This is a genomic window from Jatrophihabitans sp. (assembly GCF_051960575.1).
In the GTDB taxonomy this organism is placed as follows: Bacteria; Actinomycetota; Actinomycetes; order Mycobacteriales; family Jatrophihabitantaceae; genus JBQCEE01.
Genome location: NZ_JBQCEE010000160.1, coordinates 1 through 14,938 on the forward strand (window position 1 = coordinate 1; position 14,938 = coordinate 14,938).

Genomic DNA, 14,938 nt, shown 5'->3' on the forward strand with positions numbered 1-14,938 from the left:
GCCCCGTTGGCCTGCAGCAGCCGCAGCAGCTGCAGGAACCCGTCGTGCCGGCGCTGGGTGGCGGTGCGGGTGTCCCGGACCGGCCCGGATGCCGGCGGCGGGGTGATCGAATCGTTCACGTCCCCGAACGACAACCCCTCGGTGGCGTCGGCCTCGCCTGGCTCATCGACTGCGCTGCGATCGCCGCTGTCGGGGTCGCCGCTGTCGGGGTCGAGGTTGCGGGGGTGGGTGATCGCGTCGAGCAGGGTGCGGAGCCGTTCGGTGGCCTCCGGGGTCAGGTCACCGCGCAGCACCGACGACCCGTCCGGACGCACCCGCAGATCCAGCCCACGCGACTGCTGGGCCAGCCGGTCATCAGCGAGCTTGCCGTCGGGGTCGAGGTGGGTGTGGACCTGCTGGCCGAGTTGCCGGACCACGCCGGGGTCGGACTCGGCGGCCTCGCGCAGCAGCAGCGCCTCGACATGATCATGCGCCTGCTCGCGGACACCGGCCGGCAGTTCGCTGATGCACGCGGCGATGACCCGGGCGTGCTCGGCGTTGATCACACCCTCGGCCAACGCGGACGCCGTCTGCGGGAACGCCGCGTCCAGCGGCTCGCCGGTCGCGAACGCCTGCCGCGGCCCGACCATCGCCGCCGCCTTCACCCGCGCCGCGGCCTCGGCGGAGTTGATCCGCAACGTCGCATGCAGCAACGCCTTCGTCGACCGCTGCGAATGCCTCGAGGCCACATCACGCCGGTCGAGCTCGGCGATCACCGCCGCATCCACCGCCGCCAACCGGCACCGCAACGCCTCCACCGACCGCACCGCGCCCAGCAACTCGGCCTCGGACAACAACGCCGTCGACGACCCCAGCAGCCCGTCCACCTCGGCATGCCCGGCCGGAAGCGTCCACGCCTCCACCGCCGGTGCCACCATGCGGTCAGTCTACCCGAAGAAGCGTTCGAAAAGCAAGTGTTTCCACTACGAAAACCATTACGGCGCAACGGTTTCCGTTGTGTTGGCAGCGCGCCAATCGAGTCGCTGCCGTCTCACCTCGTCGGTGACGCCGCGGGCGACGGCGACTGCGATCGCGACCTCGAAGGCGACGGCGACTGCGACGTCGATGGCAACCGCGACGGGGACTTCGACGGCGACGACGACCGCGACGGCGAGCCGCTCGTCGAGGGCGCACCGGCACTCGACGGCAGCGCCGGGTCGTGGCGCTGCGAATGGGTGAGCTCGGCCCGTCGGTTCCGCCCGTAGCCGTACCCGTTCAGCTGCTGCTCCTGCGGCGGACCGGCGATCGGGTTGAGCACCCGCAGGTCGGGCGGGGCGAGCTGCGTCCACATCCAGGCGAGCACGCGGGGGAGCGACGCCCGCCAGGCGTAGAAGTTGTGCGCGGCACCCGGCTGCTCGTTCAGGGCAACCTGCTCGACGCCGTGCAGCGCCCGGACGAAGGCCTTCGCGGCGGCGAGGTCGGCGGCGTCGCCGCTGCCGGCCGAGAGCCAGAACGAGGGCAGGGGAGCGGCGTCGCGGCCGAGCCGGCCGGCGGCGAGCAGCGGGTTGTTCGCGGCCTCGGCGGCCGGGTTGTCGTGCAACGCCGCGGCAGCCGGGCCGTCGGTCGGGCGGAAGTACCCGTCGAGCACCCCGGACGCACCGAAGTCGGCGGGATGCCGCAGGGCGAGGTTCGCCGCGCAGTAGCCGCCGGACGAGTAGCCGGCGATGCCCCACTCGGCGGGGTCGGCGGTGACGCGGAAGTGCGCGAGGACGTCGGTGCGCACGTCGGTCGTGATGTAGGTGTCGTCGAGGGCGCCGGGCACGTCGACGCACTCCTGGTAGTCGGTGCGCGGGCTCATCGTCGGCATCACGATCACCATCGGCCCGATGGCATGGGTCGTCATCAGATGGTCGAGCAGCCCGATCAGCCCGAGGTGCACGATGAAGTCGGACGGGGCGCCGGGCGTGCCGTGCAGGAGCTCGAGCACGGGGAACCGCGTTGACGCGTACCGCGGCTGGTCGTACTGCGGCGGCAGCCACACCAGGCCCGAGCGGTCGATGCCGCTGACCTTCCCGGGCATGGAGAGCTGGACGAGACGCCCGGACGCGACGCCGGTGACGTGGCGGTCGACCACCGGTGTCGTCGTGAAGCTCGCGTAGCTGCCCGAGAAGTCGGCGGCCAGCTGCGACCACGAGTCGTAGTAGCCATAATAGTCGTTGACGACCGCCATGCCGCCGACCGCGGCGAAGAGTGCGGCGAGCAGCCCGCTCACCAGTTTCGTCCAGAGATGCGTAAGGCGGGCGACGCCGACCAGGGCGGCGGTCGCCGCCAGGAAGAGCAGCACCAGCAGGACGGTGGAGTCGGGTCCCATCCGAGATCAGCTTCCTTCGATCCGTTGCCACGACCAGGGCAGCGCGCTGGTCAACGCCTCGTCCCACACCGTCCACGTGTGCCGGCCGGACACGGTGCTCGCGCGGACGGCCGCACCGGCCCCACGGGCTGCGACCGCGAGCAACCGCTGGGCGGCCACGATCTGCCGGTCGGACGCGCCGCACTCGAGCCACACGCCCGTGGACGGGAAGCGGGCATGGGCCAGCAACCACGGCGGGTCGTGCTCGTCGTAGGCGGTCGACGAGCCGGCGAACAGGTCGGCCGTCGTCCGCGCGCGGTCGTCGGTGTTGCCGAGGGTGAGGTGGGCCAGGCCGCTGAGGTCGATCATCGTGCCGAAGACGTCCGGGTGGCGCAGGCCCAGCATGAGCGCGCACGTGCCGCCCTCGGACATGCCGCCGACCGCCCAGTGCGCGGCGCCCGTCTCGGCCGGGAGGTGCGCCGTGATCCACGCCGGCACGGTGTGCGCGAGGTAGCGCTCGACGTCGCCACCCGAGGTCGTGCGGATGCACTCGGTGTCGGCCCGCCGCGCGCCGTTGATGTCCGGCAGCACGATGATCGGCGCCGCGCCGTGGTGGGCGCGCGCGAAGGCGCCCGCGATCACGCCGAGGTCGCCCTTGTCCAGCCAGTCGCTCGGCGATCCCGGCGTGCCGTGCAGCAGCTCGAGCACGGGCAGCCGGCGGTGTGCGGCGGCCGGCGGCAGGTAGATCAGGGCGGGACGCGGCTGGTAGCCGTCCGCCGTGCCCGCGATCGTGCGCTCGACGATGCTGCCCGTACCGGGCTTCGGCAGCGCCGCGATCGTGGCGGTCGGCGACGACGACGGCGACGCCGGCCGGGACGGACGCGCGGAGGATGAGGTCGACGACGCGACGGGCCTCGTGGGCGGCACGTCGGTGGAGGGCGCCGGCACGCGTGACCCGGTGCTGGTCGTGCTGTGCGCCCCCGCCGCGCTGCACGCGGTCAGCGCGCAGGCGATCACCAACACGGATGCGGCCGCGCGCCATGCTGCTGCGAACACGCGTCCACCCCGGTTCCCGGCCGGTGCGTCCGACCCTGGCCTCAGGCTGCTGCCCGCCGACTGTGTGGTCGCTGGACGACTCAGCGGGCTCACCGGCGCGTTGTCAGCCGGTTGCTAGGCGGTTCGGAGGCCGATGTCACGGTCGTCGAGCACGGTGGGCGCATGACCGGACAGAGACCCTCCGTCGATGCCCCCTCCGCCGTCCGGACGCGGGCCGACCGGCGCGTACGCACCGCCACCGCCTCGGTGGTCGCGGCCTCGGTGCTCGGCGCGGCCGTCCTCGCCGCCGTCACGAGCCGGGACGACGCGTCGACCGCCGCCTCGCCGGCGACGGTGCCGACCGGCACCACGGTGTCACCGACGACGAGCGCCGCGTCGAGTGCTGCGAGCACACCGACCGCGTCGGTGCCCACCGTCGTCCCGACCACGCAACCGGCCCAGGGGACGACCGGCGGGTCGTGATCCGCGGCGTCGGGCCGTCGGCGGGGTAGGAGCCTCGTATGACGGTGCGAGAGCTGCTGCTGGTGCGGCACGGGGAGAGCACGGCCAACGTCGCGCGCGAGGCCGCGGAACAGGCGCGGGCCGAGGTGATCGCGGTCGAGGCGCGCGATGCCGACGTGCCCCTGTCCGGTCTCGGCCGGCAGCAGGCGGCCGCCCTCGGCCGCTGGTTCGCGGCGCAGCCGCCCGAGCGCAGACCCACCCGTGCCTACACCTCGCCCTACCTGCGCGCGCGGCAGACCGCCGAGGGCGTGCTCGCGGCAGCGGGGTCGTCCGTGCGACTGCAGGTCGACGAACGGCTGCGCGACAAGGAACTCGGCGTCCTCGACACGCTCACGTCGCTCGGGGTACGTACCCGCTACCCGCAGGAGCGGCAGCGGCGCGAATGGCTCGGCAAGTTCTACTACCGTGCACCGGGCGGCGAGTCGTGGGCCGACATCGCCCTACGACTTCGCGCATTCCTGCTCGAATGCGATGTGCGCACCGACGGCGAACGGTTGCTGGTCGTGGCGCACGACTCGGTGATCGCCCTGTTCCGCTACATCTGCCTCGAGCAGGACGAGGCCACCGTGCTCGAACAGTCGCGGGTCGACCCGGTCGCCAACGCCTCGCTCACCTGGCTGGTGCGTGCCGACGAGGCGACCTGGCAGCTGCGGGCGTCGAACCAGCAGGACCATCTGCTCGCCGACGGCGACGATCTGCGCACGACCCACGGCGCGGCGCCGAGCCCCGTGCACCCGCGCCCCGAGGCGACGGCGGCGACCTCGTGACGACGACACCGCAACCGGTCACGGCCGGGCTGCTGCGGTCGTGGGCGTTGGACGAGCAGTCGGGCTCGAAGCGCGGACGCGGGCAGGTCGTCGTCATCGGCGGCGACGAGACGACGCCCGGGGCCTGCCTGCTCGCCGGCCTCGCCGCGCTACGCGCCGGCGCCGGGGTGCTGTCGATGGTCGTGCCCGCCGCGGTGGCACCGGCGCTCGCCGTCGCGGTGCCCGAGAGCAGCGTGCTCGGCTGGCACGAGGACTCCGGCGGCGCGATGACCGACGAGAGCCGTGACCGGCTCGCGGGCTACCTGGGTCGCGCGACGGCGGTGCTCGTCGGTCCGGGTCTCACCACACCCGAGCGCACGCGCATGGTGCTGCAGGCGGTCGCCGGAGCCGACGACGCTTCCGACACCGTCGCGTATGACGCGTTCGCCCTGGGCGTGCTCGCGCAGGACCGCTCGCTCATGGCCGCGAGCCGCCGTGTGCTCACCCCGAACGACGCCGAGGCCGCGCACCTGCTCGACCGCGAGATCGTCGACGACGAGGACGACGAGGACGTCGCCCGCGAGATCGCGCGCACCTACGACGCGACGGTGAGCTACTCGGGCGTCGTCGTCGGCCCACGCGATCGGCTCTTCACCGTCGAGGCAGGCCACTCGGGGCTCGGCACCTCGGGCAGCGGCGACGTGCTCACCGGCGTGCTCGTCGGCCTGCTCGCCCGCGGCGCCGACCTCGACCAGGCCGCCTGCTGGGCGACGTACCTGCACAAGGCAGCCGGTGACCGGCTGGCCGCGCGCATCGGCCGGCTCGGCTTCCTGGCCCGTGAGCTGCTGGACGAGGTGCCGCTCGTCATGAGCGAACTGCGGGCCTGACCGGTTCGGCCCGGCCGTCGCGCGGGTAGGAGTGCGCCGGAGGCCGAGGGGGTCGCGGTGGCAGCGAGGGGACGCGTGGACGAGGTCGTCCGAGCGGTGCCGGTGCCGGCGCACGGATCGAGTGGCGGGCACGGCACCACCTGGGCCTGGGTCGCCGGCCCGGTGTTCATCGTCGTCGGACTGCTCTTCGTCGCGCGTCCGCAACTGCAGTGGCAGTGGAACCGCTGGCAGTACAAGCATCCGGACGCGATGGAGCCGAGCGCCGCCGGACTCCGGCTCGTGCGCGGCATCGCCGTGGTGTTCGTGATCGTCGGCGTCGTCCTCCTCGTCGTCGCGGCGACGCACTGACCGGCGGACGGTCAGGGCTGTGGGCGCAGCCGCACCTCGACGTCCAGCCCGCCGGCGGGCCGTGCCTGGGCGGTGATCGTGCCGCGGTGCGCGGCGGTGATCGAGCGGGCGATGGTGAGCCCGAGCCCGACCCCGCCGCCGTGGTCGAGTCGCTCGCCGGCCAGGCGCCGGAACGGCTCGAACAACCCGGCGACCGCCTCCGGCGGCACGACCGGCCCGGTGTTGCCCACGCACAACCGACCGTCGGCGGTGACGCGCACCTCGACGCGTCCACCACGTTCGTTGTACTTCAGCGCGTTGCCGACGAGGTTCGCCGCGAGCCGTTCGAGCAGCGCCTGCTCGCCGTGCACGGTGATGGGCTCGAGCATCACGTCGAGCTCGATGCCGCGCTCGGCGGCCGACGGGCGCAGCGTCTCGACGACGTCCGCGACCACGGCGTCGAGGCGCAGTGGCACGTCGGTGAGCAGGCCGCGGTCGGTCTCGGCGAGGGTGAGCAGGCCGTCGACCAGCCGTTCGTTGCGCTCGTTCGTCGACAGCAGCTGGCGCGACAGCAGCCCGAGCTGTTCGTCGGTCAGTGGCGCGGCGAGGCTGATCTCGATCAGGGCCCGCTGCGTCGCGAGCGGCGTGCGCAGTTCGTGCGACGCGCTGGCGGCGAAGCGGCGCTGCGCCTCGTAGCCCTCGGCCAGTCGGTCGAGCAGGGCGTCGATCTCGTCGCCGAGCCGCCGCAGCTCGTCGCGCGGGCCGTCGGGACGCAGCCGCAGACCGAGGCTGTTCGGCCCGAACCGGCCGACCGTCGCGGCGACGTCGCGCACCGGCAGCAGCACCCAGCGGGCCAGCAGGTACGCGACCGCGAGCACGAGCGCCGTGCCGCCGAGCAGCTCGGCCCACGCGGCGAGGTAGCTGTAGTGCTGCGGGTCGCAGGCGTTCGAGACGGCCTCGACACGGTTGTTGCACTGCACGTACCCGGCACGCCAGACGCGCACCACGTTCTCGAGCACAATCGTGCCCCAGTCGACGTAGTAGTACGCCAGCGGCCAGGTGACGATGATCGCGAGCAACGCGCGGCGCCGCGCGGTGAGCCGCATCAGGCGCCGAACCGGTAGCCGACCCGCGGCACGGTGTGCACCACCGGCGGGTCGCCGAGCTTGCGGCGCAACGTCATGATCGCCACGCGCACCGCGTTCGTGAACGGGTCGGCGTGCTCGTCCCACGCCTTCTCGAGCAGCTCCTCGGCGCTGACGACATCGCCGTCGGCGCGCATCAGCACCGACAGCACCGCGAACTCCTTCGGCGTGAGGTCGAGCGGCAGCCCGTCGCGGAAGGCGCGGTGCTTCGGCACGTCGAGCACGACACCCTCACGGTCGAGCACCGGCGCCGCGCCGGCCGGCGGGCGACGGCCGAGCGCCTGCACGCGGGCCACCAGTTCGGCGAAGGCGAACGGCTTGACGAGGTAGTCGTCGGCGCCGAGCCCGAGCCCCTCGACCCGGTCGCGGACGCTGCTCGCGGCGGTCAGGATGAGCACCCGGGTGCCGACGCCCTCGCGGACGAGCCAGCGGCAGACGTCGTCACCGGTCGCGCCGGGCATGTCGCGGTCGAGCACCGCCACGTCGTAGCGGTTCACCCCGAGCCGCTCGATGGCGCCGAGCCCGTCGTAACAGACGTCGACGGCCATGGCCAGCTTCCGCAGCCCCGAGGCCACGGTGTCGGCCAGCAGCCGCTCGTCGTCGGCGAGCAGCACCCGCACGCGTCCTCCAGGATCCTCGTCGGTCGGCGCCAGCCTTGCCGCGCCGGCATAAGCGCGGCATAAGCAGCGGTCGAAGGCCGACGATAACGCCGCGCGGCCACGCTGCCCGGCATGATCACGCTCACCGCTCCAGATGACACGCCGTCCGTGCTGCGCCGCCGCCGCGGACCGATCCTGCTCACGCTGCTGCTCGTCGTCGCCGTCCTCGCCGGCACCGGGGCGGTGCTGCTGCACCAGGCCTGGGACGACGCCGGCCGGCACTACCTGTCCACCGACGGCTGGCCACAGCGGGGCCAGGGCGCCTACCGCATCGGGGACGAGACCCCGCACGCCAGCGCCGGCGAACGCCCGGTGCCCATCGCCAGCCTCGCCAAGATGATGACCGCGCTGCTCGTCGTCGACGCCTGGCCGCTCGATCCGACCGCCGACGGACGCACCATCACGATCACCGCCGCCGACGTCGCCGACACCGCGGCCCGGCACCTGCGCGACGAGTCGGTCGTGCCAGTCGCGGCCGGTGAGCGGCTCACCGAACGGCAGGCGCTCATGGCCCTGCTGCTGCCCTCGGCCAACAACATCGCCATCGTGCTCGCCGACCGCGTCGCCGGGTCGGTGCCCGCCTTCGTCGACCGCATGAACCGCCGGGCCCACGAGCTCGGCATGCCCGACACGACCTACACCGACCCGAGCGGATTCGACGCGCACACCGTCTCGACGGCGCGTGACCAGTTGCTGGTGGCCGAGGCGTTCGCCGACGACCCGACGCTGCGCGCGATGGTGCGCGTGGCCGACTACCGGCTGCCGGTCGCGGGCGTCGTCCACAACACCGATCACCTCGTCGGTACGGCGGGGTTCGCCGGCCTCAAGACGGGGTCGGACGACGCCGCGGGCGGCTGCTTCGCGTTCCTCGTCTACCGCTCGATCGGGGGCGTCAACGTGTCGGTCATCGGCGTGGTGCTCGGGCAGCAGGGGCACCGGCTCGTCGACGCGGCGCTGTACGCGGCGAAGCAGCTCGTCGACCGGCTCGCGCCCGACCCCGTGCACCCGTGACGGTCGGTACGGCAGGGCTTGATCATGGCGGTCCGGTGGACCGCGGGCGGTGCACCGGACCGCCATGATCAAGCGTCTGGCGGGTCAGCCCACCTTGGTCAGGGTGTGGATCACGGGCGCCCCGGCGAACGCGTCGCCGGCCGCCGCCATCGCCTGCTGCATGTGCGCGCTGTGCATGTGCGCCTGCAGGTCGGCCTGGTCGCGCCAGTCCTCGACGGTGACGAACACCGTTGCGTCCGTGGTCGACTGCAGCACCTCGTAGGCCAGGCAGCCCTCCTCGTCGCGGCTGGCCGCCGCGAGGGCGACGAGCGCGTCGCGCAGCACGGTCTCGGTGCCGGGCTTGGCGGTGATGACGGCGACGACGGGCAGTGACATGGTTCAGCCTTCCGTTGGGTGCGACGTGATCGCGGCGGCGGTCTGCCGGGCGATGGCGAGTTCCTCGTTGGTGGGCACGACGAGCACGGCGACGGGTGCGCCGTCGGGCGAGATCACCCGGGCACCGTGCTCGCGTGCCGCGTCGCGGTCGGGGTCGACGCGGTAGCCGAGCGGCTCGAGCCCCGCGCACACGGCGGCGCGCACGGCGGGGGCGTTCTCGCCGACGCCCGCCGTGAAGGTCAGCGCGTCGACCGTACCGAGCACGGCGGTGTACGCGCCGATGTACTTGCGCAGGCGGTGCACGTAGACGTCGAAGGCGAGGGTCGCCGCCTCGTCGCCGGCGTCGCGCCGTTCGGTGAGCTCGCGGAAGTCGGTGACGCCCGACAGCCCCTTGATGCCCGAGTCGCGGTTGAGCAGCGTGTCGACGTCGTCGCCGCTCACGCCCTGCCTCAACAGATGCAGCAGCACGCCCGGATCGACATCACCCGGACGCGTGCCCATCACCAGTCCCTCGAGCGGGGTCAGCCCCATGGACGTCTCGACGGCCACACCACCGCGCACCGCCGACGCACTCGCGCCGTTGCCGAGGTGCAGCACGATCTGGTGCAGCTGCTCGAGCGGCCGGCCGAGCACACGCGCCACCTGCTGCGAGACGTACTGGTGGCTCGTGCCGTGGAACCCGTAGCGGTGGATGCCGTACCGCTCGGCGACGTCCCGGTCGATCGCGTAGGTCGACGCCGCCGGCGGCAGCGTGCGGAAGAAGGCGGTGTCGAAGACGGCGACGTGCGGCACGTCGGGCAGCAGCCGGCGCGCGACGCGGATGCCGGTGGCGTTGGCCGGGTTGTGCAGTGGCGCGAGCGGTGCGAGCGCGTCGATGCGGTCGACAACGTCGTCGTCGATCACGGTCGGCCCGCTGAAGACGTCCCCGCCGTGCACGGCCCGGTGCCCGACCGCGCCGATGTCGGTGTCCGCCAGGCGCGGGCCGAACTCGTCGAAGGCGTGCAACACCTGTTGCAACGCGGCGGCGTGGTCGGCGACCCGGTCGTCCCGCTGTTCGGTGCGGCCGCCGTGCGTGTGCCGCAGGGTCGACGACGACTCGCCGATCCGCTCGACCAGACCGCTCGCGGAGACCCTGCCGTCGGTCGGGTCGACGAGTTGGTACTTCAGCGACGACGAACCCGAATTGATCACCAGCACGTTCACGCGGTGACCGCCTGGGCCTGCAGCGCCGTGATGACGACGGTGTTGATGATGTCCTCGACCGTCGCGCCGCGGGACAGGTCGTTCACGGGGCGCCGCAACCCCTGCAGCACCGGGCCGATGGCCACCGCGCCGGCTGAGCGCTGCACCGCCTTGTACGTGTTGTTGCCGGTGTTGAGGTCGGGGAAGATGAAGACCGAGGCGCGTCCGGCGACCGCCGACTCGGGCAGCTTGGTGCGCGCCACCGACGCGTCGACGGCGGCGTCGTACTGGATCGGCCCCTCGACCGAGAGGTCCGGACGCCGCTGCCGCACCAGGTCGGTGGCGGTACGCACTTTGTCGACGTCGGCGCCGTGGCCCGACGAGCCCGTCGAGTACGACAGCATCGCGATGCGCGGCTCGATGCCGAACTGCGCCGCCGTCGCCGCGGACGAGATCGCGATGTCGGCGAGCTGTTCGGCGGTCGGGTCGGGGTTCACGGCGCAGTCGCCGTAGACGAGCACCTTGTCCTCGAGGCACATCAGGAACACGCTCGACACGATCGAGGTGTCGGGCTGCACGCGGATGATCTCGAACGCCGGCCGGATGGTGTCGGCCGTGGTGTGCCGGGCGCCCGACACCATGCCGTCGGCGAGACCCTGCTCGACCATCAGCGTGCCGAAGTACGACACCGAGGTGACGACGTCGCGGGCGAGTTCGAGGGTCATGCCCTTGTGCTCGCGCAGTGCGGCGTACGCCTGCGCGAACCGCTCGCGCAGCGGGCTGGTGTGCGGGTCGACGACGGTGGCGGCCGAGAGGTCGAGCCCGAGCTCGGCCGCGCGGGCCCGCACGCCGGTCTCGTCGCCGAGGATGGTGAGGTCGACGACCTGCCGCTGCAGCAGCGTGCCCGCGGCCCGCAGCACGCGGTCGTCGTCGCCCTCGGGCAGCACGACGTGCTTCCGCTCGACCCGCGCACGGTCGAAGAGGTCGTACTCGAACATCAACGGCGTGACGACGTCGCTGCGCTCGACGTCGAGGATGCCGGTCAGCTCGCTCGGGTCGACGTGCGCGTCGAAGAGCGCGAGCGCCGTGTCGATCTTGCGTTGGGACGACCGGGTGAGCCGCCCGCGCACCGAGTTCACCGCCGACGCCGCCTCGACGGTGCGCAGCTCGGTGGTGATGATCGGCAGGGCGGGGTCGAGCGCCTGGACGAGGCGGCCGACGGTCGGCGTGAGCCGGTACCCGCCGTTGAGGATGATCCCGGCCAACGAGGGGAAGTCGCGGGCCGCATGGGCGGCGAGCAGCCCGAGCACCACGTCGGTGCGGTCGCCGGGCGTGATCACGACCTGCCCGTCGACCAGCCGGTCGAGCAGGTGCTCGATCGTCATCGCGCCGACCGTCACGTCGCGCACCTCGCGCGCCAGCAACTGCTCGTCGCCGACCGCGAGCTGCCCCTGCACCGCCTGCAGCAGCGCGCCCATGGTCGGTGCGCTGAGCAGCGGCTCCTCCGGCAGCGCCCAGACGCGGTAGCCGTCGGCGAGCGCCGACCGCACCGCGTCCAGGTCGCCGTCGCACCGGTTCACGGCGAGGCCGAGCAGGTGCGCGTGCGCCGCCTCGAGCGCCGTCCGCGCGACGTCGGCGATCTGCCGGATCACCTCGGGTGTGCGGCCGAGCCCGCTGACCACGAGCAGCACCGGGGCGCCGAGGTTCACCGCGACGCGTCCGTTGAAGGCGAGCTCGACCGGGCTCGCGACGTCGCTGTAGTCGCTGCCGACGATGAGCACCGCGTCCGCGCGCTTCTCGACCTCGTGGTAACGGCCGATGATCTGTCCGAGCGCGGCGTCGGGGTCGCCGAGCACCTCGTGGTAGGTGCTGCCGACGCACTCGTCGTAGGTGAGCGGGATGACGCCGGGTTGGTGCAGCAGCAGGTCGAGCACGTAGTCGGGCTCGTCGACCGAGCGGGCCACGGGGCGGAAGACGGCGACGCGCGGCAGGAAGCGGATGAGCAGTTGCAGGACGCCGAGGGCGATCGTCGACTTGCCCGTGTCGCCCTCGCTCGCGGCCACGTAGAGGCTGCGCGCACGGGTCACGGCGTCACTGTCTCATGGCGGGCGCGGACGCCCGAGGTATCCCGTCCCCCCACGTGCGGTCGCGTGACCGCGTCCTGGAGGACCGCACGTGGGGGGCGGGGGACGGCCTACTTGCCGCGGCCGTCCTCGGTCGCGACGTAGGCGAGGTCCTTGTCGAACTTGACGGTGACCTCGCTGCCGTCGGACTTCCTGAGGTGCACCTCGTAGGCGGCGTCGCCACTGTCGGTGCTGACCTGCTCGACCGTCGCACCCGGCACCTTGGCGAGTGCCGCCTTGGTCAGCGTCGTCGCCTTGGCGCCGGTCACCGGCGTCTCGCCGTTGCCGCCGCCGGGTCCGCCGGGACCGCCGTGCCCGCCCGGTCCGCTGCGGGCACCCGGCCCGCCGGTCTCGGTCGAGACGTAGGCGAGGTCCTTGTCGAACAGCACCGTCACGTGGGTGCCGTCGGCCTTGGTCACGTGCACCTCGTAGGCGGCGGCGGCGTCGTCGGTCTCGGTGGTGACGCTGTCGACGGTGCCGCCCGGCACCTGCTTCAGCGCGGCGGCCTTGAGCTGGTCGGCCTTGGTACCGGTGACCGCCACCTCGCCGTTGCCGCCGCGCCAGTGGTCGCCCGGCGCGGTCGGGGCACCCGAGGTGCCGCTCACCGGCGCGGTGCCCGTCGCGCTGCCGCTGCCGGAGGTCGTGCCCTGCGCACTGGCGCCGAGGGCAGTCGCCCCGACCACACCGGCGGCCAGCCCGGCCCCGAGCAGGGCCGCAACCCGGATGCGCCGCGTCGTCGCGGACTTGTCGGTCATCGGTCTCACCTTTCGTCAGGTCCCGCGCCGTTGCGGCGCGGGGGAGCGGGTTCGTCGTCCCGCTGCCCCCATTTCTCGCAACCTCACCTCTGACCCGGCTGCCACGAACCTGCCGGGAACCTGAACGTGCGCACCCGGCGGCGACGGCGCGCGTCCGATGCGGGCAGAGACTGGAGTCCTAGGCTGACCGCGGGCCGATCGGGACGACGTCCTCGGGTCGGCGCGAGACGTGACGATGCGGACGGAGCGGGCGTGACGCAGGTGCTGGAACGGCCGTCGGCCGCCCCGTCGCCGCCGGCGCCGACGTGGCGGCGACTCGGCCTCCCGCTGCTCGTCACCGCGCTGCATGCGGTGCTCTTCGTCGTGATCCAGCCCGAGGTGCCGGATCTCGAGGCCGCGCTGGCCCGCGGCGAGGCGGCCGCGCACGGGGTGGGCCTCACCTACTGGTTCCAGTGGTTCGGCGGTGGCTCGCCGCCGGCGCAGTACTCGGTGCTGAGCCCGTGGCTCTCGGCCTGGCTGACCGCGCCGGTGGTGGGCGCCCTCGCGACGCTGGCCTGCACGCCCCTGGCCGACCGGCTGTTGGTGCGGACGGCGCACCGGTCGCTCGGCGTCTGGGTCACCGTGGCGACCGCCGGGTGCAGCCTCTGGAGCGGGCGCATCGCCTTCGCGCTCGGCGCCGCCTTCGCGCTGGTGGCGCTCGTCGGCATGCGCGAACGCCGACCGGTCGTGGCCGTCGTCGGGGTGCTCGGCGCGGCCGCCTCGTCGCCGGTGGCGGCGGCGTTCCTGGCCGTCGGACTGGGCGCGGCGGGCCTGACCGACCCGAAGCGGCGCCGCCTGGCGTGGACGCTCGGCGCGGTCGCCCTCGCCACCCTCGGCACGGTCGCCGTGCTGTTCGGCTCGCCCGGGCCGGCGACGTTCCGGCTGCCGTCGGTGCTCGGCATCGTCGGGTGCGGGGTGTTGCTGCTGCTCGCCCGCCCGCACCGGGCCGTGCGCATGGTGGTCGTCGCCACCGTCGTCGCGGCGCCGGTGGTGATGCTCGTGCCGAACGGGCTCGGGTCGAGCCTCGGACGGCTGGCGTACATCGCGCTGCCCGTCGCGGTCGCGGCGACCGCGTCGGTCTCGCGCCGGTTCGCCGTGCTGCTCGTCGCGCCGGCGGTGGTCGCGGGCGGGCTCATGACCGTGCACGACGTGCGGGTCGCCACGCGTCCCGCCGCCGAGCCGTCGTACTACGACGGCCTGCGCGCCGAACTGCTGCACGTGCGCGACCTGCCGCAGTACCGGCTCGAGGTCGTCCAGAGCCGGAGCTTCCACACCGCCAGCTACGCCCTGCTCGATCGCGCGGCGCTCGCCACCGGGTGGGAGACGCAGACGCTGAACCGGTACGACGCCGTGCTGACCTCGGCCCGGCTGGACGCGTCCAGGTACCGCAGCTGGCTCGATGACAACGCCGTCGGCTACCTCGCCTTCGACCGGCGCTCACCCGACCGGATCGACCGCGAGTACCTGTTGGTCGCCCACGGGCTCGGCTACCTGCGTCCGGTCTGGCGGGACGCGACATGGACGCTCTACCGCGTCAGCCGGCCCACGCCGATCGTCGCCGCGCCCGCGCGGCTGCTCACGGCGACCCAGTCGACGTTGACGTTCCGCTCGCCGTGCGCCTGCACGGTGCATGTGCGGGTGCGGTACTCCGAGTACCTGGACGTCGACCGCGGCGGCACGATCGCCCCTGCGCCCGATGGCTGGACGGTGCTGAGCGTCCCCGCGCCCGGGACGTACGAACTCGCCGGCGAGTAGCGCCTACCGCAGCAACCGTCGGAGCACGACCAGCAGGGCCGCACCGAG

Annotated in this window: 15 protein-coding genes; 6 read left to right on the forward strand and 9 right to left on the reverse strand. The window is 73.4% G+C overall.

Features of this window, described 5'->3' with window-relative positions; genetic code table 11:
* The 3 genes from ACTHMS_RS09120 to ACTHMS_RS09130 form a co-directional block, all read right to left on the reverse strand.
* Positions 1–917: DUF222 domain-containing protein (locus tag ACTHMS_RS09120; RefSeq protein ID WP_440306344.1), on the reverse strand; the 917-nt coding region annotated here is incomplete at its 3' end.
* Between the two features lie 113 nt (positions 918–1,030).
* Positions 1,031–2,350, reverse strand: a complete 1,320-nt coding sequence (locus ACTHMS_RS09125; protein ID WP_440306345.1) for an alpha/beta hydrolase — start codon at positions 2,348–2,350, stop codon at positions 1,031–1,033.
* A gap of 6 nt (positions 2,351–2,356) precedes the next feature.
* Positions 2,357–3,385 (reverse strand): alpha/beta hydrolase, encoded by a 1,029-nt coding sequence (locus ACTHMS_RS09130; RefSeq protein ID WP_440306346.1) that lies wholly within the window; start codon positions 3,383–3,385, stop codon positions 2,357–2,359.
* 162 nt (positions 3,386–3,547) lie between these two features.
* On the opposite strand from ACTHMS_RS09130, the gene ACTHMS_RS09135 reads away from it, so the two are divergent.
* From ACTHMS_RS09135 to ACTHMS_RS09150, 4 genes are all read left to right on the forward strand, one after another.
* Positions 3,548–3,847, forward strand: a complete 300-nt coding sequence (locus tag ACTHMS_RS09135) for a hypothetical protein (protein WP_440306347.1) — start codon at positions 3,548–3,550, stop codon at positions 3,845–3,847.
* Positions 3,848–3,885: 38 nt separating this feature from the next.
* Entirely contained in the window at positions 3,886–4,653 is a 768-nt protein-coding gene (locus ACTHMS_RS09140; protein ID WP_440306348.1) for a histidine phosphatase family protein, read from the forward strand.
* Positions 4,650–5,519, forward strand: coding sequence for an NAD(P)H-hydrate dehydratase (locus ACTHMS_RS09145; RefSeq protein WP_440306349.1), 870 nt, complete (start codon positions 4,650–4,652; stop codon positions 5,517–5,519). The genes ACTHMS_RS09140 and ACTHMS_RS09145 overlap by 4 nt, the downstream gene beginning before the upstream one ends.
* Positions 5,520–5,594: 75 nt before the next feature.
* A complete protein-coding gene (locus ACTHMS_RS09150; protein ID WP_440306350.1) occupies positions 5,595–5,867 on the forward strand; it encodes a DUF6199 family natural product biosynthesis protein in 273 nt (90 codons plus the stop codon).
* A gap of 11 nt (positions 5,868–5,878) precedes the next feature.
* Here ACTHMS_RS09150 and ACTHMS_RS09155 read toward each other — a convergent pair whose 3' ends face one another.
* Both ACTHMS_RS09155 and ACTHMS_RS09160 read right to left on the reverse strand, forming a co-directional pair.
* A complete protein-coding gene (locus ACTHMS_RS09155; RefSeq protein WP_440306351.1) occupies positions 5,879–6,952 on the reverse strand; it encodes a sensor histidine kinase in 1,074 nt (357 codons plus the stop codon).
* Positions 6,952–7,611, reverse strand: coding sequence for a response regulator transcription factor (locus ACTHMS_RS09160; protein ID WP_440306352.1), 660 nt, complete (start codon positions 7,609–7,611; stop codon positions 6,952–6,954). The genes ACTHMS_RS09155 and ACTHMS_RS09160 overlap by 1 nt, the downstream gene beginning before the upstream one ends.
* Before the next feature lie 111 nt (positions 7,612–7,722).
* Here ACTHMS_RS09160 and ACTHMS_RS09165 point away from each other — a divergent pair, with 111 nt between their 5' ends.
* Positions 7,723–8,661 (forward strand): D-alanyl-D-alanine carboxypeptidase family protein, encoded by a 939-nt coding sequence (locus ACTHMS_RS09165; RefSeq protein ID WP_440306353.1) that lies wholly within the window; start codon positions 7,723–7,725, stop codon positions 8,659–8,661.
* Positions 8,662–8,745: 84 nt separating this feature from the next.
* On the opposite strand, the gene ACTHMS_RS09170 is transcribed toward ACTHMS_RS09165, so the two are convergent.
* From ACTHMS_RS09170 to ACTHMS_RS09185, 4 genes are all read right to left on the reverse strand, one after another.
* On the reverse strand, positions 8,746–9,036 hold the full coding sequence (locus ACTHMS_RS09170; protein WP_440306354.1) for a putative quinol monooxygenase: 291 nt from the start codon (positions 9,034–9,036) through the stop codon (positions 8,746–8,748).
* Between the two features lie 3 nt (positions 9,037–9,039).
* Entirely contained in the window at positions 9,040–10,239 is a 1,200-nt protein-coding gene (locus tag ACTHMS_RS09175; RefSeq protein WP_440306355.1) for an acetate/propionate family kinase, read from the reverse strand.
* Complete coding sequence (gene pta, locus ACTHMS_RS09180) at positions 10,236–12,305, reverse strand: phosphate acetyltransferase (protein WP_440306356.1); 2,070 nt, start codon at positions 12,303–12,305, stop codon at positions 10,236–10,238. The genes ACTHMS_RS09175 and pta overlap by 4 nt, the downstream gene beginning before the upstream one ends.
* 107 nt (positions 12,306–12,412) lie before the next feature.
* Complete coding sequence (locus tag ACTHMS_RS09185) at positions 12,413–13,096, reverse strand: PepSY domain-containing protein (RefSeq protein ID WP_440306357.1); 684 nt, start codon at positions 13,094–13,096, stop codon at positions 12,413–12,415.
* Positions 13,097–13,348: 252 nt separating this feature from the next.
* Between ACTHMS_RS09185 and ACTHMS_RS09190 the strand changes: the two genes are divergently transcribed.
* A complete protein-coding gene (locus ACTHMS_RS09190; protein ID WP_440306358.1) occupies positions 13,349–14,890 on the forward strand; it encodes a hypothetical protein in 1,542 nt (513 codons plus the stop codon).
* The last annotated feature ends 48 nt before the right edge of the window (positions 14,891–14,938 follow it).